This window comes from Kitasatospora sp. NPDC086791 (assembly GCF_040685975.1).
Taxonomy (GTDB): Bacteria; Actinomycetota; Actinomycetes; order Streptomycetales; family Streptomycetaceae; genus Kitasatospora.
Genome location: NZ_JBFBOC010000030.1, coordinates 66,640 through 84,755, shown reverse-complemented (window position 1 = coordinate 84,755; position 18,116 = coordinate 66,640). Strand labels below are relative to the sequence as shown.

Below are 18,116 nucleotides of genomic sequence, written 5' to 3'. Positions count from 1 at the left end.
GCGGCCGTGGGTGCCTCGCGGGCCGCCGTCGACGCGGGCTGGTACCCGCACAGCAGCCAGGTCGGCCAGACCGGCAAGCAGGTCTCCCCGCAGCTCTACATCGCGGCGGGCATCTCGGGTGCCATCCAGCACCGGGCCGGCATGCAGACCTCGAAGACCATCGTGGCCGTCAACAAGGACCCCGAGGCCCCGATCTTCGAGCTGGTCGACTACGGCGTGGTCGGCGACCTCTTCGCGGTCCTGCCGCAGCTCACCGCCGAGGTGAAGGCCCGCAAGGCCTGATCCCGTAGGAAGGTTCGGAGGGCGTGGCGCCGGGGTGCTCGGTGCCACGCCCTCCGTCGTCGTCCCCGGAGCACGGTGGGTGGTGCCGGGCCCGTAGAGTCGGCGCGAACGCGTGACGTGCGGGCATGAGCCGAACTCATGCCGAGGGATGAGCCGGGCTCATGACCCGATCGTGTGGTGGGCGGGGCATGAGTCGGACTCATGGCCCTGACGGGTGGCGCGCGGGGCCATGAGTTGAGCGCATGACCCGGGCGTGTGACGTGCGGGACGTGATGTGACGTGACGCGACAGCGTGGGACGAGGGCGAGGACGGTGGCATGGCACTGCTGACGGCACTTCAGGGCGGTTTCGGCGACGCGGCGGACGCGCTGCGGATCGACGGTCGGACGCTCTCCCGGGAGGAACTGCTGGGTGCGGCGACCGCCGTCGCGGACCGGGTGGCCGGCGCCCCTGCGCTGGCGGTGCTCGCCCGGCCCACCGTCGAGACGGTCATCGCCGTGGTCGGCGGCCTGCTCGCCGGAGTGCCGGTGGTGCCGCTGCCGCCCGACTCGGGGCCCAAGGAGCGCGAACACATCCTGCGCGACTCGGGCGCGGCTCTGCTCGCCCACGCCGTCGGCGAGGCGCTGCCCGAGGGCAGCCCGGTGGAGGGCCTGCCGGTCGATCCGCTGCGGCGCTCCGCCGCCACGTACGCCGAGCCGGCCGCGGACTCGACCGGCTTCGTGCTCTACACCTCGGGTACCACCGGCGCGCCCAAGGGTGCGGTGATCCGGCGCGGGGCCATCGGCGCCGACCTGGACGCCCTGGCCGCGGCCTGGCAGTGGACCGCCGAGGACACCCTCGCCCACGGTCTGCCGCTGTTCCATGTGCACGGACTGCTGCTCGGCGTGCTCGGCGCCCTGCGCACCGGGAGCCGGCTGGTGCACACCGGGCGGCCCACCCCGGCCGGTTACGCGGCCGCCGGTGGCAGCCTGTACTTCGGAGTGCCCACCGTCTGGTCGCGGTTGACGGCGGATCCGGAGGCGGCGGCCCGGTTGGCCTCGGCCCGGCTGCTGGTCTCCGGCAGCGCCCCGCTGCCCGTACCGGTGTTCGAGAAGCTGGTCGCGCTCACCGGGCACGCTCCGATCGAGCGGTACGGGATGACCGAGTCGCTGATCACCGTCAGCACCAGGGCGGACGGCGAGCGGCGCCCCGGCAGCGTCGGCCTGCCGCTGGACGGCGTGCGCACCCGGCTGGTCGGCGAGGACGGCACCCGGCTGCCGTACGACGGGGAGACCGTCGGTGAGCTGCAGGTATCCGGTCCGACGCTGTTCAGCGGCTACCTCAACCGGCCGGACGCGGACGCCGAGGCGTGGACGGCGGACGGCTGGTTCCGCACCGGTGACGTCGCGGTGATCGGGGCGGACGGCTTCCACCGGATCGTCGGCCGGGCCTCGGTGGACCTGATCAAGAGCGGCGGCTACCGGATCGGCGCGGGCGAGGTGGAGGCCGCGCTGCGCGACCACCCGTCGGTCGCCGACGCGGCGGTGGTCGGCGTGCCGGACGCGGACCTCGGACAGGCGATCGTGGCGTACGTCATCCCGGACGGCGTCGTGACGGGGGAACAGCTGACGGCCTTCGTGGCGGAACGGCTCTCGGTGCACAAGCGGCCGCGCCGGGTCGTGCTGGTACCCGAACTGCCCAGGAACGCCCTGGGAAAGGTGCTGAAGAAGCAGCTGACGGCGGAGGCCGAGGTCCGGTGATGAGGGGGCGTCGGGCCTTCCTGCGGTGACGGGTGTTCACCCTGATGCGCCGTCGAGGACCGTCGGCCCCGCGACCCTCCATTGGCGCACTCCACTGCGCGCCGTGCGCGGACGCGTGCCTAACGTGACGAGCAGGCAGGCCTCGGTCTGCCCAGCCGTACGAACCGGTGTTGCCGGGGGTGTACGGCGGTTCGAAGAGGTTTCGCAGCCGCCCGTCCGGCGGTAGTCCGCAGCGAGTCGCGGCGATCCGCAACGGCTCGCTGAGATCCGCAGCAGTGAAGGAAGTCAGCAGGGATGACCACCGTCAACACCGGCGCACTGGATGCCGCCGACGAACCGACCGCGGAGCAGGTTGCTGCCACCGCCCGTTCCCCCCGTCCCTCCCGGGCCGCGCGGCTCCGCCGGGGGATAGGCATGGTGGCCGTGATCGCGACCGGAGCGGGCGTGCTCGGCCTCGGCACCGGCGTGAGCCCCGCGGCCGCCGAGACCGCGCCGGCGCACGCCGGGTGGGACGGCTCGCGGTACTGGTTCAAGAACAGCCAGGGGCAGTGGCGCTGGACCACCCACTACAGCGTGTACGTGGCGCGGACCGGCAGCGGGACGAAGTCCCCGGCCAAGTCCTCGGGCGGCACGAAGTCGAGCGGTGGGATCACGCAGGGCTGGGACGGATCGCGCTACTGGTTCCGCAACAGCAAGGGCGAGTGGCGCTGGACCACGCACTATGACATCTACCTCGCGCGGACCGGGGGCGGCTCCTCGGGCTCGGGATCGTCCGGCTCCGGTTCCTCCGGTTCCTCCGGCGGCTCGGTGGCCGCGGACCCGGACGTCGAGACCGCCGTGCAGTACGCGCTCGCCCAGCTGGGCAAGCCGTTCCGGACCGCGGGCAACGGGCCGGACGGGTACGACTGCTCGGGCCTGGTGCAGCAGTCCTTCAAGCGCGGCGGAATCAACCTGCCGCGGGTCGCCAACGACCAGTACGAGGCGACCACGCCGATCACGGCGAGCCAGCTGCGCCGCGGTGACCTGCTGTTCTGGTCGCCGGACGGGACCGAGCGGGGCATCCAGCACGTGGCGATCTACCTGGGCGACAACCAGTACGTCGAGGCCGCGCGGCCGGGGACGAACATCCGGATCTCGGGGATCAGCAGCGGCTACTACCCGGCGTACATGGGGCGGCCGTAGCGAGGTCGCGGGTCCGTGGGTCCGTGGGGTCCGGTGGTCTGCGGGTGCGGGTGCGGGTGCGGGTGCGGGTGCGGGTGCGGGGGTCGGGGGCGCCTGGCCGGGCCGGCGCCCCCGGCGTGCGCTGCGCACGCTTCGCTGCGCGCCCTTCGCCGGGCCCGCCGTCCGAGGTGTGGCCGTTCGACGGGCGGTCAGAGGTCCGTCGGGCGGGGGAGGGCGCCGCGGGCACCCAGGGCGGTCACGGCGAAGGCTCCGGCGGCGACGGCGGTCGCGGCCGCGCCGGGGAGGTCGGTGCCGCGCGCGAGTCCGGCGGCGAGGGCGCCGCAGAAGACGTCGCCCGCCCCGGTGGTGTCGATCACCCGGACGGCGGGGGCGGGCAGCCGGACCGTCAGCCCGTCCGCGGCGACCAGGGCGCCGTCACCGCCGAGGGTGATCACGACGCCCTCGGCGCGGTCGGCGAGGAGCCGGGCGGCCTCGGCGACGTCGGCGGCTCCGGTCAGCTGGCGGGCCTCGACGGCGTTGGCGACGACCAAGGGGCGGCGCCCGGTCGGGCCGGTGTCGGGCAGGGCTCCGGCCGGGGCGGTGTTGTGCAGCCAGCGGGTGGCGCCGGAGGGGCCCGCGGCGGGCAGCGCGGCGGCCGCCGCCCGGATGCACTCCGCGGGGACCTCGTTGCTGGTGAGGACCACGTCGACGGGGAGCAGGCGCAGCCGTGCCAGGGCGGCGGTGACCTCCTCCGGGGTGAGGTGCGCGTTGGCGCCGGGGACGACGACGATGCTGTTCTCGCCGGACGGGTCGACCATGACGATCGCCTGCCCGGTGGGCGCGTCGGGGTGCGTGAGCACGGCACCTGTCTCGACCTCCGCGCCGTGCAGATCGGCGAGTGCCGCCGCGCCCTCGGCATCGCTCCCGACCTTGGCGACCAGGTGCGTCGCCGCGCCCATCCGGGCCGCCGCCACCGCCTGGTTCGCGCCCTTGCCGCCGAAGCCCCGGGTGGCGGTGTCGGCGAGGACGGTCTCGCCGGGGGAGGGGAGCACGGGGCAGCGGAGGATCCGGTCGGTGTTGACCGAACCGATGACGACGACCCGGCCGACGGGCAGCAGCTTCATCGTTCCTCTGTACGTGCCGGGGTGCGGGCGGCGCAAGCGGGTGGCGTCGACGGGTGTGCGGGCATGTGCGCGGGCGTGTGCGGGAGGTCGGCCCATCCGACGTCCTGTGCGTGCACAGTGAGGAGGGGGTGCAATTTTGATGTAGACCGGTCTGCATATTTCCGGGCCTGGGTGCCTGGCCTGGGCACATGCCGCTGTCACGGGGCAATCCGGGGCGTGCGGGCGGGCGGGTCGGGGAGGTATGGGGAGCGGCGTGGCGCGGGTACCACCACGGTGGCGCTGGTTCGGCTGACGGGGGCGCCGCCCGGTGCGAACGGCATCGGGGGAAGTCGAGGGGCAGGGGACGTTGTGATCGTCTGGGTGAATGGCACATTCGGGGCGGGCAAGACCAGTGCCTGCCGCGAGCTGGTGGAACTGCTGCCCGGGAGCGTGCTCTTCGATCCCGAGCTGGTGGGCTTCGGTCTGCGCCGGATGCTCCCGGCCGACCGGCTGGCGACGGTGTCCGACTTCCAGGACCTGGCGGCCTGGCGCCGGCTCGTCCCCGAGACGGCGGCCGCGCTGCTCGACGAGGTCGGGGGCCCGCTGGTGGTCCCGATGACCCTGCTCAGAGAGGACTACCGGGACGAGATCTTCGGCGACCTCGCCTCCCACGGGATCACGGTGCACCACTTCGTGCTGGACCCAGAAGAAACGATCCTGCGGGAGCGCATCGCCCAGCGCGAGGAGTGCCCTGGCGATCCGGAGGCCAGCGGACGGGTCCGGACCTGGTGCCTGGAGCACCTGCCCCGCTACCGTGCCGCCCGTCGCTGGCTGGTCGGCGACGCCCGCATGGTCGACACCAGCCGGCTCACGCCCCGGGAGACCGCCCAGCGGATCGCCGAGCTGGTCCGGGTCGGCGCCGCCCGCTGCCCGATCGTCCAGAGCCCGGACCCGACCGGGGACACCGTGGCCTCCGCCGTCCTGTTCTTCGACGAGCAGGACCGCGTCCTGCTGGTCGATCCCGTCTACAAACCCGACTGGGACTTCCCCGGAGGCGTGGTCGAGCGCGGCGAGGCACCCACCGACGCCGCGCTGCGCGAGACCGCCGAGGAGCTGGGCCTGCGCCTCGACCCGTCCGGGCTGCGCCTGCTCGCCGTCGACTGGGAGCCGCGCACCGGCCCGCGCCGCGGCGGCCTGCGGCTGATGTACGACGGCGGTCTGCTGGACGAGGCGGGCCGCCAGGACCTGCTGCTGCAGCAGGAGGAGTTGCGCAGCTGGCGGTTCGTCACGCTGGACGAGGCCGCCGAGCTGCTGCCCCCGAGCCGGTACCGGCGTCTGGCGGCCGCCCTGGAGGCCCGGCGCAGTGGCGAGTTGCGGTACCTGGAGGCGGGGTGCCGGGTGGCATCCGGCCTGGCGAGCGCGGCGGACGCGGCGTAGTCGCGGCGGCGTCGGGAGTAGGCAGGCGGTCGGTCGGCGGGGCGGTGAGCCCGCGCGGGCAGAGCGGGCGGCTGGGTGGCTGGGCGGCGTGGGTGGACGGTCGGCGGAGTGCCGCCGTGGCTCCGGGGTCGCCGGGCCGGCGGCGCGGGCGGGAGGATGGGGGCATGCCCTTCACACTGAGCCACCCCGCCGCCGTCCTGCCCCTGCTCCGTCGTGCCGGGGTGCGTGGGCCGTTGGTGGCGTCGGCGCTGGTCGCCGGATCGATGGCGCCCGACGTGCCGTTCTTCGCCGAGTCGCTGCTGCCCGGGGTGTACCGCCACGGAGGGTTGACGCACAGCTGGTGGGCGGTGCCGACGCTGGACGTGGCGATCGCCGGTGCGCTGGTGGCCGGCTGGCACGGGCTGCTGCGGGGACCGCTGGTGGCGCTGCTGCCCGAGCGGTTCGCCGGCGGTGCCGAGGCGCTGACGGTCCGGCGGGCCGGAGGCGGTGTCCTCGGGGACGGCGGGGTCAGGGGCATTGGTGGCGGCGGCGGTGGCGTCGGGGGCGCGGACGCGGCCTGGTTCGCGGCGTCGGCGGCGATCGGTGCGGCCACCCACGTCGGCTGGGACGCGTTCACGCACGGGGGCAGGCTGGGCGTCCGGCTGCTGCCCGCACTGGACCGGTCGGTCGCCGGTGTGCCGCTGTACGAGGCGCTGCAGTACGGCAGTTCGGCGCTCGCGCTGGTGGCGATGGGCGGCTGGGCGGCGCGGGCGGTACGGGCGGCCGAGCCGGTGCGGCCGGCCGTCGGGCTCGCGCCCCGGACGCGGCGGGCCGCCGTCGGGCTGTTGGCCGCGGCGACGGCGGCCGGGGTGCTGCACCGGCTCAGCCCGCTGAAGCGGAACCTGGTGCCGGAGGTCTGCTTCGGTGCCGGGGCCGGGCTCGCGGTGGGCGCGGTCGGGTACGCGGCGGTGGTGGCGGCCGCCCGTCGGTCGCGCGGCGGGCGGCCGGGACCGGGGGCCGCGAGCGGCAGCCCCCGGCCGGAGGCCCGTCAGACCGAGCGCAGCTCGGCGTAGCGGCGCAGGAAGAGGGCCTCGGTGAGGGCCATCCGCTCCAGCTCCTGCGGGTCGACGCTCTCGTTGACCGCGTGGATCTGGGTGGTCGGCTCCTCGACGCCGATCAGCACGATCTCGGCCTGCGGGTAGAGCGAGCGCAGCGTGTTGCAGAGCGGGATCGAGCCGCCCTCGCCGGAGGCCACCATCGCGGTGCCGAAGGCCTCGGCCATGGCCTCGCCCATCGCCTCGTACGCCGGGCCGGTGGTGTCGGCCTGGAACGGGGAGCCGCAGCCCTGGCGCTGGACGGTGAGGTCGGCGCCGAGCGGGACCTGCGCCTCCAGGTGGGCGACCAGCGCCTCCTGGGCGGCGGCTGCGTCCGTGCCCGGCGGGACGCGCAGGCTGATCAGGGCCTTGGCGGCGGCCTGGACGGAGGAGGTGGCGCCGATCACCGGCGGGGCGTCGATGCCGAGGACGGTGACGGAGGGGCGGGCCCAGAGCCGGTCGGCGATGGTGCCGGTGCCGGTCAGGGCGACGCCGTCGAGCACCTTGGCGTCGGCCCGGAACTGCTCCTCCGGGTACTGCACGCCCTCCCAGGTCTGGTCGGCGGTCAGCCCGGCGACCGCGACGTCGCCGTTCTCGTCGTGCAGCGAGGCGAGCATCCGGACCAGCGACTGCAGCGCGTCCGGGGCGGCTCCGCCGAACGCGCCGGAGTGCAGGTTGCCGCCCAGGGTGGTGACCGAGGCCTCGACCATCGTCATGCCGCGCAGCGAGGCGGTCACCGTGGGCAGGCCGGGCGCGAAGTTGCCGGTGTCGCCGATGATGATGGCGTCGGCGGCGAGCAGCTCGGGGTGCGCCTCGGCGTAGCGCTCCAGACCGCCGGTGCCCTGCTCCTCCGAGCCCTCCACGATGATCTTCAGGCCGACCGGGTAGGAGTCCCCGTACACCTGGCGCAGCGCCCGCAGGGCGGTCAGGTGCATCAGGATGTTGCCCTTGCAGTCGGCGGCGCCGCGCCCGTACCAGCGGCCGTCGCGCTCGGTCAGTTCGAAGGCGGGGCTGAGCCAGGCGTCCGCGTCCAGCGGCGGCTGGACGTCGTAGTGCGAGTAGAGCAGGACGGTCGGCGCGCCCTCGGGGCCCGGCAGCTCGGCGTAGACGGACTGGGTGCCGTCCGGGGTGTCGAGCAACTGGACGTTGGTCAGGCCCTCGGCGGCGAACGCGTCGGCGACCCAGCGGGCGGCCTTCTCGCACTCCTCGACCGGGAACTGGCGCGGGTCGGCGACCGACGGGAAGGCGACCAGCTCGGCGAGGTCGGTGCGGGCACGGTCCATCAGGGACCGGACGGCGTCGGCCAGGGGCTGTGACATCGGGGCTCCGAGGGGGTGGGGCCGCCCGTGGGCTACTGCGGGCGGAGTGGGACGGTTGGGGTACCGCCGATCATAGGCGGAGCGGAATCGGGTGGTCCGTGGCGGGCGCCCGGCCGGTCCGGCCGGTTCGGGGTGGTGGAGGGTTCGGGTGGTTCGGCGGGGGTTCGGGTGGTGGGGCGGGGTTCTGGTGGTGCGGCGTCCGGTGGGGCGGGTGGACGCATAGGATTGCTCGACGTGACTGACTCCGGAAGCTCCGATTCCCGTAGCCCGCTCGACAGCCCGCTCGAAGGGACGGCCGCGCAGCTCGGCGACGCGCAGCTGGACGACGCGGCGTCGCCGCCGGACGGCGTCTGGGACGTCGTGGTGGTCGGCGCCGGACCGGCCGGTTCCTCGGCCGCGCACGCCGCCGCCGTCCAGGGCCGCCGCGTGCTGCTCCTCGACAAGGCCGAGCACCCCCGCTACAAGACCTGCGGCGGCGGCATCATCGGCCCCTCCCGGGACAGCCTGCCGCCGGACTTCCAGCTGCCGTTGCAGGACCGGGTGCACGCCGTGACCTTCGCCTACGACGGGCGGTACACCCGGACGCGGCGTTCCCAGCGGATGCTGTTCGGCCTGGTCAACCGGGACGAGTTCGACCTGCGCCTGGTGCAGGCGGCCAAGGCTGCCGGGGCGGTGCTGGTCACCGGAGTGACCGTCACCGGTGTCGAGCAGCGCGGCGGCGAGCACCGGACCGTGTTGGTGACGGCGGCCGACGGGCGCACCTTCGAGGCCCGCGCGGTGGTCGGCGCGGACGGCAGCGCGAGCCGGATCGGCCGGCACGTCGGCGTCACCTTCGACCAGATCGACCTCGGCCTGGAGGCGGAGATCCCGGTGCCGCCGCAGGTCGCCGCGGACTGGGCGGGCCGGATCCACCTCGACTGGGGCCCGCTGCGCGGCAGTTACGGCTGGGTGTTCCCCAAGACCGAGACCAGCAGCCTCACCGTCGGCGTCATCTCGGCGCGCGGTGACGGCGAGCGGACCAAGCGGTACCTCGCCGACTACATCCGGCGGTTGGGCCTGTCCGGCTTCACCCCCGCGGTGGAGTCCGGGCACCTCACCCGCTGCCGGGCCGAGGACTCGCCGCTCTCCCGCGGCCGGGTGCTGGTCGCCGGGGACGCGGCCGGGCTGCTGGAGCCGTGGACGCGCGAGGGCATCTCGTACGCGCTGCGCTCGGGCCGGCTGGCCGGCGAGTGGGCGGTGAAGGTCGCCGAGGCGGGGAACGCGGTGGCGGTGCGGCGCGAGGCGCTCAACTACGCGTTCGCGGTCAAGGCCGGGCTGGGCGTGGAGATGCGGGCCGGCAAGCAGCTGCTGGGCGCCTTCGAGCGTCGGCCGTACCTGTTCCACGCGGCGGTCTGCCTGGTGCCGGCCGCCTGGCGGGCCTTCGCCCGGGCCACCCAGGGGCACACCACCTTCGCCCAGGTGCTGCGGCAGTACCGGGCGGCGCGGAGGCTGACGTCGATGGCGTCGCGGTAGGGCCGTCGGACCCGCGCGGGGCCGGTGCTCCTCCTGTGCCGGGAGGAGCACCGGCCCCGTTTCCGTCGGGTGTTCCGCTCTGCGTTCCGTCGGGTGTTCCGGCGTGTTCTGTCGGGTGTTCCGGCGGGTGGTGGGCTACGCGGTGGTGACCGCTACTTGAGCCCGGTGTCGAGTGCGGTCATGAGCGTGCCCGCCGGGGTGTCGCCGGACATCTCCCAGATCATGCCGCCGAGCAGGTTCTTCGACTTGAGGTAGGCCGTCTTCTGGGCGATCGACCAGGCGTCGTCGAACGTCCACCACTGGCCGCCGGCGCCCGTGTAGCCGTACGTCGCGATGGACTTGGGGTCGTGGTAGACGGTGAGGTTGGAGAGGCTGCTGATCAGGTTGTTGTACCCCCGGGTGCCGGCCTCCTCGGCGAACTGGCCCGGTGCGGCGCCGCTCGCGGACTGCCAGACGCCCTTCGCGCCGCCGTCCGCCACGCCCTGCCAGCCGCGCCCGTAGAACGGGAAGCCGATGGTCAGCTTGCGCGGGTTGACCCCGGCACCGAGGTAGGTCTGGACGGCCGCGTCCACGCTGAAGTGGACGTTGTACGGGTCGTTCGGGTCCTGGTAGAGGTTGGAGGCCTGGCCGGTGCGGTTGGGCTCCCAGGAGTTGTCGCTGCCCGAGCCGTGGAAGTCGTAGCCCTGGACGTTGGCGATGTCGAGCGAGCTGAAGATCTTGCCGAGGTCCCAGCCGGCGGCGACCTTCGCCGGGTCGGCCGGGGTGAAGGCGGTGAGCAGCTTGTGCGAGCCGCCCGACGCGTCGAGCTGCTTGCGGAATTCGGCCAGCAGCAGGGTCAGGTTGGCCTTGTCGTTGGCGCTCCAGTGGTTGCCGGCGTGGCCGTCGCCGGAGCCCGGCCACTCCCAGTCGAGGTCGATGCCGTCGAAGATCCCGGCCGCCACGCCGTCGCCGCCGGCGCCGTTGTAGACCGGCAGGTTGCCCTTGATCCAGGTGTCCACGCAGGACTTGACGAACTTCTGGCGGGAGGCGTCGGTGGCGGCGACGTCGGAGAAGTACTTGGAGTACGTCCAGCCGCCGAGTGAGACGACCACCTTCAGGTTCGGGTACTTGGCCTTGAGCTTCTTCAACTGGTTGAGGTTGCCGCGGAGTTTGCCCCAGCCGTCGTCGGCCACGCCGTCCACCGACTGGTCGGCGCTCATCGGGCGGGCGTAGTCGGCGTCCGCGTCACCGGCTCCGGTGCCCTGGTCCGGGTCCTGCGGGTTGGCGGTGGTGCCCTTGGTGACGCCCGCGAGGCAGGTCAGGTTGACCGGATCGATGTTCTCGAAGGCGTAGTTGACGACGTCGAGCTTGGCCGCGCTGCCCGAGGTGTCGAGGTTCTTGACGAAGTACTGGCGACCGTAGATGCCCCACTGGACGAAGTAGCCGACCCGGGCGTACTTCCCGGCGCCGACCAGGTCCGAGGTGGTCGCGGTGAGCGGGGCGGAGGCGGGCGAGGCGTTGTCGGCGGGGTCGCGGGCCTTCACGGTGAAGGTGTAGGTGGTGGACGGCGAGAGGCTGCCGACCGTCGCGGTCAGCGTCTTGCCGGTGACCGTCGCCACCAGGGTGCCGCCCTGGTAGACGTCGTACGCGGCGACCCGGACGTTGTCGGTCGCGGCGTTCCAGGCGAGCGTCACGTCCGTCGAACTGACCGATGTGGTACGGAGGTTGGTCGGCGCGGTGGGCGGGACGGGGTCGGTGGCCGGGTCGAAGGTGGCGGCCGTGACGGGGGCGCTGAGCGGACCGGTGTTGCCGCGGCTGTCCTTGGCCCGGACGGTCAGGGTGTACGAGGTGGCCGGGGTGAGGCCGGTGACCAGGGTGCCGGTGGTCGGGCCGGAGGCGACGACCGTGCTGCCGTTCAGCACGTCGTACGAGGCGACCGGGAAGTCCCCGCCGGTGGCGGCCGGCCAGCTCAGGGCCAGCGTGTGCGCGGTGGACTCGCTGACCGTCGGGGTGCCCGGGGCGGACGGTGGGACGTCGGGGGTGCCGTCGCACTTGTCGCCGTTGATGCGGCAGTTGAGCGGCCTGGCGACCGGGCCGGTGCCGACGAACCAGAAGCTGTACGGCTCGGTGGTGCTGTGGGCGTTCACGGTGGAGTTGTAGAACGCGGCGGCCACGCTGACGTGTCGGCCGTTGACGGTGGCGGTGCCGTTGTAGCTGTTGCCGATGGTCACGCCGGACGGGAGGTCGAATTCCAGGCTCCAGCCGGACACGGCGGTCGCGTTGTCGTTGTGGACGATGTAGGTGCCCTGCCACCAGGAGCCGTTGTCGGCGGTGTTGAAGGTGGCGGTGAGCCTCCCGGCGGCGTTCGCCGGGGCGGCTAGCGCGGTGAGCGCGGCGAGGGGGAGGAGCAGGACGCTGAGCAGCGCGAGCAGTCTGGTGCGCACGCGCGGGCGTCCGGCCCGGGATCGAGCGGACATGGTTCTCCCTGTGACTGTGGGGGTTGGAACAGGGGGACGTAGAACCGGGGTTGATCCGTGTGCGAGCGGTGCCGGCGCCGTGGGGAGGCGGGGCATGGGCACTGTAGGAGGACTGGACCAATGCGTCAACAGGTCTGTACCAGTGAGGAGTTGCCCGTCGTCAGGTGGTCATGGGCCGGATCCTGAGCCATGACCCGTCCGAACCGCAAGCACCGCCTGGTCCGCGGCCGTTGGGCCTCAGCGCACCACTTCGGGCAGCTCGCGCAGGAACGGGCGATCGGTGACGGGGAGTCGGCAGACCGGTCCGCCCGAGCGAAGCACCACGTCGAGGACGGCGTCCGGGTCGGCGGCAGCCTGGTCAGCCGGTCCGCCGCCGGTTCCAGCAGACCGAGGCCGAGCTCCCGTCCGACGGCGTCGCCGAACAGTGGCCCGCCGTACACGTGCACCGGCGCGCCGAGCAGCTCGCGCGGAGCCTGCCAGGAGGTCGCGACGCACGCCCGCAGGCCGCGGCGTGCGGGTGCGGCCCGCAGGTGCGGTCCGTGGGCGCGGTCCGTCGGCTTCGGCCTCGGCGGCGCGGGCGGGCCGGTTCCGGAGGGCGTGGCAGGTTGGCTCTGGCCGAGGGGCGGGTGGGCGTGCCAGAGTCGTCCGGGCGCCGTCCGGCACCCCGGGCCGCGCCCGCGGTCCCGTAGTCCGCAGTCAGTACTCCGCAGTCCGCAGTCCGACCCACCCTCAGCCGGAAAGCAGGCCCCGCCGATGACCAGCGCAGAGCCCCTCGTCCGCGTCAGCACCGCCGACGCCGTCACCACGCTCACCCTCGACTCGCCGCACAACCGGAACGCGCTCTCCACCCGCCTGATGGCCGAGCTGCACGCCGGGCTGGCGTCGGCCGCCGCCGACCCGGAGGTCCGCGCCGTGGTGCTCGGGCACACCGGCAAGGTGTTCTGCGCGGGCGCGGACCTCTCCGAGGCGACCGGCGCGGACCCGACGGTCGGCCCGCGCGGCCTGGTCGAGCTGCAGCGGGCGATCGTGGACTGCGCCAAGCCGGTGATCGTCGTGATCGACGGGCACGTGCGGGCGGGCGGCCTCGGCCTGGTCGGCGCGGCCGACCTCGCCGTCGCCGGACCGGCCTCGACCTTCGCCTTCACCGAGGTCCGGCTCGGTCTCGCGCCCGCCGTCATCTCCCTGCCGCTGCGCCCCAAGCTGGAGCCGCGCGCCGCCTCCCGGTACTACCTCACCGGTGAGGTCTTCGACGCCGCCGAGGCCGCCCGGATCGGTCTGATCACCAGCGCCACCGGGTCCGCCGAGGACACCGGCGTCGTGCTGAAGGGCCTGCTGGACGCGCTGCGCCAGGGCTCCCCGCAGGGGCTGGCGGAGTCGAAGCGGCTGGCCAACGCCGAGGTGGTGCGCTCCTTCGAGCGGGACGCCGACGAGCTGGTGGAGCTGTCGGCTCGGCTGTTCGGTTCGGCGGAGGCGCAGGAGGGCATGCGGGCGTTCCTGGAGAAGCGGCCCGCGCGCTGGGTGCGCTGACCCGCCCGGGTTCCGTGAACACGGCCGTGGCCGTGGCCGTGTTCACGGCGCCGGTGCTCCGGCGGCATGGCGGTACGGCGTCACGGCCGTGTTCGGGGGCGTGCGGGATGTCAGGACCAGCGGATCGCCGCCGCGTCCCGCCAGAGGTCGAGCAGGTCCCGGTCGCCGGCCGACTCGACCGCCCCGGTCTGCTCGGCGGGCAGCCGGTTCCAGAGCAGCAGGTAGAGCTCGCGGGCGGGGCCCGTGAGGGTCAGATCGGCCGGTTCGGTGCTCGCGTCGATGGTGACGACCGGCGGCTCCTGGGTGATCGTCAGCCGCCAGGAGCCGGGGCCGTCGGTGGCCCTGACCTGGAGGGTGCGCGGCCGGTCGCTGCGTAGGGTGGCGCGGCTGCGGGTCATGAAACCGCCCACCAGTTCGTCGATGCCGTCCAGGGCGAGCGCGGTGTCCACGGCCGGTCCGGGCACCCCGGCGGCGGCGTCCGCGTCGTGGCGGTGGACGGCGGTCTCGTGCGCCTGGCGCCGGGCCCAGAACGCCAGCGGGCTGGGCGCGGGCAGGAAGCTCCAGCACTCGACGTCGGCCGGGGCCTTGCCGAGCGCGTCCACCAGGGTGGCGTGGCCCTCGCGGAACCAGTCGAGCAGCGCGGCGTCCGAGGGCATCGGTCCGACGGCGGCCTCCGCGCCCGCCTCGTCCAGCGGCGCCCGCAGGCCCCGGGACGCGATGGCGGTGGCCCAGCGGTGGACGTAGCCGACGTGCCGCAGCAGGTCGCCCACCTGCCAGTCCGGGCAGGTGGGGACGGGAGCCGTCAGGTCGGTACGGGCGGCGGCCTCGGCGAGCCGGGTGCCCTCGTGGCGCAGCGCGTCGATGTGCTCGGTGATCTCCATGGGGCGGAGTCTTCCATCGACGGCTGCCACAGGTCGCGGTTTTCGGACATTCTTTCGAGTGGATGGGTGGTGAGGGGTGTAGGGGCGTGGCGACCGGAGGCGGAGCGGCTGGGGTGGGTGGGGTGGCCGGGGCCGGTGTGATGTTGGCCGCCCGGCGGTCGGGCGTCCGCTACGGGCCGGTAACGTGAGCGCATGCCGATAACCCGATCCCTTGTCTCCGCCGTCCGGGCAGGTGGCCGCCGTGCCGTCGGGCGCCTCGTCCACCGGGGTTGGCGCTGGGCGCAGCGGACCGGCGCGGTCACCAACCGGAACCCGGGTCCGTACCGGTTCGGCGAGCTGGGGGACGGCACGACGCTGGCCTTCCCGCTCGGGGCGGTGTTCAACGAGCAGTGGATCACCATCGGGCCGTTCTCGATCATCGGCGAACGGGTCACCATCAGCGCCGGGTTCCTGCCCGGACTCGACCTCGGGCCGGAGCCGATCGTGCGGATCGGCGGCGGCTGCGTGATCGGCCGGGACAGCCACATCGTCGGCCACCAGTCGATCGTGCTCGGCGACGACGTGTGGACCGGGCCCGGCGTCTACATCTCGGACCAGGCGCACGAGTACCGGGCCACCGACCTCCCGATCGGCAAGCAGTGGCCGCGCAACGAGCCGGTGGAGATCGGTGCGGGCAGCTGGATCGGCACCGGCGCGGTGATCCTGCCGGGGGCGCGGATCGGCCGCAACGTGGTGGTCGCGGCGGGCGCGGTGGTGCGCGGCGAGGTGCCCGACCACAGCGTCGTCGCCGGGGCGCCGGCCAAGGTGGTCCGCCGCTGGACCGAGGAGGAGGGCTGGCAGCCGCCGCTGCGCCACGAGGCGCCCCAGCCGGTGCCGGAGGGCGTGACGGCGGAGCAGTTGCGTGCCCTCGTCGGGTGGGACCTGCGGCTGCCGGGGGAGCAGGACTGACGATCGGCGTTCGGCCCTCCGTACCTTCTGCACCTTCTGCACCTTTCCGGCCCTTCGGGCCCTTTGGGCCCTTTCCGGAGCTCGCCGCGCTGGAGGCCGCGTTCGGTGCGCACTGCAACTACCCTGCGGGGGAGGCCTGTTCGGCGGTCCGTGCGGCGATGGCGGCGGTGATCCGCAGGATGTCGGCCGGGCGGGCCGGGTCCAGACCGGTCAGTGCGGCGATCCGGCGCAGTCGGTAGTCGACGGTGTTCGGGTGCAGGTGCAGCGTGCTCGCGGTGTGCCGTCGGTTGAGACCGCCGGCCAGGTGGGTGCGCAGGGTGGTGAGCAACTCCCGGGTGTCGGCCAGGGGTTCGAGAAGGGCGGCGAGCCCGGCGCGGGCCCGGCTGGGGCGGGTGAGCTGGTACTCCAGCAGGACGTCGTCCAGCCGGTGCAGCCCGGGCGGACGCCCGAACGCCTGGGCGACGTCGAGGACTTCGTAGGCGAGGGCGGCCGCCTCCGGCACCTCGGCGGGGACGGCCGCCGCTGCCCCGGCCAGGACGGGCACGCCGGCGGCCCGGCCCGCTGCGGCGAGGGTGGCGGCGAGGTGTGGCCAGGGGACCTCGGCGGTGCTGTCCGGCGAGGCCGGCGGAGCCGACGACTCCGCGGGCCTCCTGGAGTCCGTTGAGGTCACCGAGGTCACCGAGGTCACGGAGGCTGCTGAGGCCGCCGAGGCCGGCGGTGGGGCGAGCGGGATCAGTACCAGCCCGCCCGAGGGGGTGAGCGCGGTGAGCGCGGACTGCCGGGTGCGGTGGTCGAGTTCGGCGCCGAGACGACGCAGCTTGCGGCGGGCGGCGATGCCCGGGTCGATGCCGGCGGAGCGCTCGTCGGGGTGGTCCGCGACGGACAGGCAGAGCACGGCGTAACGTGCGGGCAGCCGGAGCCCGGCGCGGGTGGCGGCCTCGTCGGCGGGGGTACCCGCGAGCAGTGCGGTGAGCAGGGACTGCCGGGCCGCGGAACGCCGGTCGGCGGCCGGTCGGCGTCCGTCCAGGTAGCCCGCGCCGGCTGCGGTGGCGGCCTGCCGGAGCTGGTCGAGCAGCAGCCGGTTGAGGACCAGCAGCTCGGCGGCGTCGCCCTCCCGGGCGTGCCGGGTGACGAACTCCCAGCAGACCTCCAGCCCGAGGTGGTGGGCGAGCAGGACGGCGTCCAGCGGCAGGCCCTCCTCGGCGCGCCGGGCGGCGGCCTCCCGGATGGTGGTGAACTCCTCGGCGGGGGCGGGGAGGCCGGTGCGGACGGTCTGGGCGAGGGCGCGGATCCGGCGCTCGGTGTCCCGGGTCAGTTCACCGGTGAGCTGCTCGCGCGGCAGCCGGCGGTAGACCGGTACGCGGTCCAGCAGCGCGTCGACCACGGCCTGGGCCAACTCGCGGACGCCGCAGAGGAGTCGCTGGTCGGCCGGGAGGCCGCCGATCACCGGGATGCGCCAACCCGACGCGTGCGCGGAGGTGTTCGGGGGCTTCGGGGGCGTGCAGTGGGGTGCGTTGTGACCGGTCACAGAGAACACCGTCCAGGTCTGGGGGACACCCAAGGGCCGGGCCGGAGGGGCGACCGCATGATGGAGCCACTCGGGTTACCTGTTGGTAACAAACTTCCGCTGTGGAGGCAACAGTTGAGAACCCCACTTCTCCACTTCTCCGCAAGTCCCCTGCGCCGTAGGTTCGGTGGAACGTTCGGTGGAACGTTCGGCGCGGCCCTGCTGACGGTCGCGCTGCTGGTCGGCGCGACGGCGGCGCCCGCGAGCGCGGCCCCGGCTCCCGCTGCCGCCGTCGCTGCTGCCGCCGGTGCCGTCACCGCCGCCGAACTGCCGCCCGACGGCGACACGGTGGCCTCACCGCCCGGTGCCAACGACTGGACCTGCCGGCCGACCGCCGCCCACCCCGACCCGGTCGTCCTGGTGCACGGCACCTTCGCCAACCGCTACGAGAACTGGCTGGTGCTCTCCCCGCTGCTGAAGAGCCTCGGGTACTGCGTCTTCGCCCTCGACTACGGGACCATCCCCGGCATCACCTCCACCGGGAGCGGCCTGCTGCTCCCGATCGGCGGCCTCGGCGCGGTGTCCGACTCGGCGGCCCAACTCGCCCACTTCGTGGACCTGGTGCGCAACGCGACCGGCGCGCCCAAGGTCGACATCGTCGGGCACTCGCAGGGCGGCATGCTGCCGAACTACTACCTGAAGTTCCTCGGCGGCGCGTCGAAGGTCGGCAAGCTGGTCGGGCTGGCACCGTCCAACCACGGCACGACGCTGGACGGGATCGTCAACCTCGCACCGTACTTCCCGGGCGTCGCTAACCTGATCTACACCGTCTGCCAGGCCTGCCGGGACCAGGCGGTCGGGTCCGACTTCAACAGGACCATGGCCTCCCGGCCGGACACCGTGCCGGGCGTGAGCTACACGGTGATCTCGACCGTGTACGACGAGGTCGTCACCCCGTGGCGGACCCAGTTCCTGAACGGTCCGGACGTCGACGACGTGGTGCTGCAGAACCACTGCCCCGTCTCGCTGGTGGAGCACGTCGGGATCGCGTTCTCACCGACGGCACTGCACCTGGTGACCAACGCCCTGGACCCGGCGCACGCCACGCCGGTGCTCTGCGGCTGACGGCTGACGGCTGACGTCCGACGGCGGCGACGGTGCTCCCGCTCCC

At 74.1% G+C, this 18,116-nt stretch carries 14 protein-coding genes; 9 read left to right on the top strand and 5 right to left on the bottom strand.

Annotated features, from left to right (window positions below; all coding sequences use genetic code 11):
• From AB0Q99_RS28575 to AB0Q99_RS28565, 3 genes are all read left to right on the top strand, one after another.
• Positions 1 to 282 (top strand): electron transfer flavoprotein subunit alpha/FixB family protein (locus tag AB0Q99_RS28575; RefSeq protein ID WP_363576438.1); only part of this gene is annotated, 282 nt, incomplete at its 5' end.
• Between the two features lie 317 nt (positions 283 to 599).
• Complete coding sequence (locus AB0Q99_RS28570; protein ID WP_363576437.1) at positions 600 to 2,021, top strand: acyl-CoA synthetase; 1,422 nt, start codon at positions 600 to 602, stop codon at positions 2,019 to 2,021.
• Positions 2,022 to 2,315: 294 nt separating this feature from the next.
• Positions 2,316 to 3,203 (top strand): C40 family peptidase, encoded by an 888-nt coding sequence (locus tag AB0Q99_RS28565; RefSeq protein ID WP_363576436.1) that lies wholly within the window; start codon positions 2,316 to 2,318, stop codon positions 3,201 to 3,203.
• Positions 3,204 to 3,391: 188 nt separating this feature from the next.
• On the opposite strand, the gene AB0Q99_RS28560 is transcribed toward AB0Q99_RS28565, so the two are convergent.
• Positions 3,392 to 4,306, bottom strand: a complete 915-nt coding sequence (locus AB0Q99_RS28560; RefSeq protein ID WP_363576435.1) for a ribokinase — start codon at positions 4,304 to 4,306, stop codon at positions 3,392 to 3,394.
• A gap of 348 nt (positions 4,307 to 4,654) precedes the next feature.
• Here AB0Q99_RS28560 and AB0Q99_RS28555 point away from each other — a divergent pair, with 348 nt between their 5' ends.
• Both AB0Q99_RS28555 and AB0Q99_RS28550 read left to right on the top strand, forming a co-directional pair.
• Positions 4,655 to 5,722, top strand: a complete 1,068-nt coding sequence (locus tag AB0Q99_RS28555) for an NUDIX domain-containing protein (RefSeq protein WP_363576434.1) — start codon at positions 4,655 to 4,657, stop codon at positions 5,720 to 5,722.
• 164 nt (positions 5,723 to 5,886) lie between these two features.
• On the top strand, positions 5,887 to 6,774 hold the full coding sequence (locus AB0Q99_RS28550; RefSeq protein WP_363576433.1) for a DUF4184 family protein: 888 nt from the start codon (positions 5,887 to 5,889) through the stop codon (positions 6,772 to 6,774).
• Here the strand turns inward: AB0Q99_RS28550 and AB0Q99_RS28545 are convergent.
• Positions 6,750 to 8,114: a dipeptidase gene (locus AB0Q99_RS28545; RefSeq protein WP_363576432.1), complete on the bottom strand. Its 1,365-nt coding sequence runs from the start codon at positions 8,112 to 8,114 to the stop codon at positions 6,750 to 6,752. The genes AB0Q99_RS28550 and AB0Q99_RS28545 overlap by 25 nt on opposite strands.
• A 318-nt stretch (positions 8,115 to 8,432) precedes the next feature.
• Between AB0Q99_RS28545 and AB0Q99_RS28540 the strand changes: the two genes are divergently transcribed.
• Positions 8,433 to 9,626: a geranylgeranyl reductase family protein gene (locus tag AB0Q99_RS28540; protein WP_363576446.1), complete on the top strand. Its 1,194-nt coding sequence runs from the start codon at positions 8,433 to 8,435 to the stop codon at positions 9,624 to 9,626.
• Positions 9,627 to 9,778: 152 nt separating this feature from the next.
• On the opposite strand, the gene AB0Q99_RS28535 is transcribed toward AB0Q99_RS28540, so the two are convergent.
• A complete protein-coding gene (locus tag AB0Q99_RS28535; protein WP_363576431.1) occupies positions 9,779 to 12,082 on the bottom strand; it encodes a glycosyl hydrolase family 18 protein in 2,304 nt (767 codons plus the stop codon).
• Positions 12,083 to 12,835: 753 nt separating this feature from the next.
• Between AB0Q99_RS28535 and AB0Q99_RS28530 the strand changes: the two genes are divergently transcribed.
• Positions 12,836 to 13,609: an enoyl-CoA hydratase family protein gene (locus AB0Q99_RS28530; RefSeq protein WP_363576430.1), complete on the top strand. Its 774-nt coding sequence runs from the start codon at positions 12,836 to 12,838 to the stop codon at positions 13,607 to 13,609.
• Positions 13,610 to 13,719: 110 nt separating this feature from the next.
• Here the strand turns inward: AB0Q99_RS28530 and AB0Q99_RS28525 are convergent, their stop codons facing one another.
• Positions 13,720 to 14,490, bottom strand: coding sequence for a maleylpyruvate isomerase family mycothiol-dependent enzyme (locus AB0Q99_RS28525; RefSeq protein WP_363576429.1), 771 nt, complete (start codon positions 14,488 to 14,490; stop codon positions 13,720 to 13,722).
• Between the two features lie 192 nt (positions 14,491 to 14,682).
• Between AB0Q99_RS28525 and AB0Q99_RS28520 the strand changes: the two genes are divergently transcribed.
• The gene (locus AB0Q99_RS28520) at positions 14,683 to 15,438 is read left to right on the top strand and encodes a DapH/DapD/GlmU-related protein (protein WP_363576428.1); all 756 of its coding nucleotides are present in this window, start codon (positions 14,683 to 14,685) and stop codon (positions 15,436 to 15,438) included.
• Between the two features lie 118 nt (positions 15,439 to 15,556).
• On the opposite strand, the gene AB0Q99_RS28515 is transcribed toward AB0Q99_RS28520, so the two are convergent.
• Positions 15,557 to 16,966, bottom strand: a complete 1,410-nt coding sequence (locus tag AB0Q99_RS28515) for a helix-turn-helix domain-containing protein (protein WP_363576427.1) — start codon at positions 16,964 to 16,966, stop codon at positions 15,557 to 15,559.
• A 150-nt stretch (positions 16,967 to 17,116) separates the two neighbouring features.
• Between AB0Q99_RS28515 and AB0Q99_RS28510 the strand changes: the two genes are divergently transcribed.
• On the top strand, positions 17,117 to 18,070 hold the full coding sequence (locus tag AB0Q99_RS28510) for an alpha/beta fold hydrolase (protein ID WP_363576445.1): 954 nt from the start codon (positions 17,117 to 17,119) through the stop codon (positions 18,068 to 18,070).
• Positions 18,071 to 18,116 lie beyond the last annotated feature (46 nt).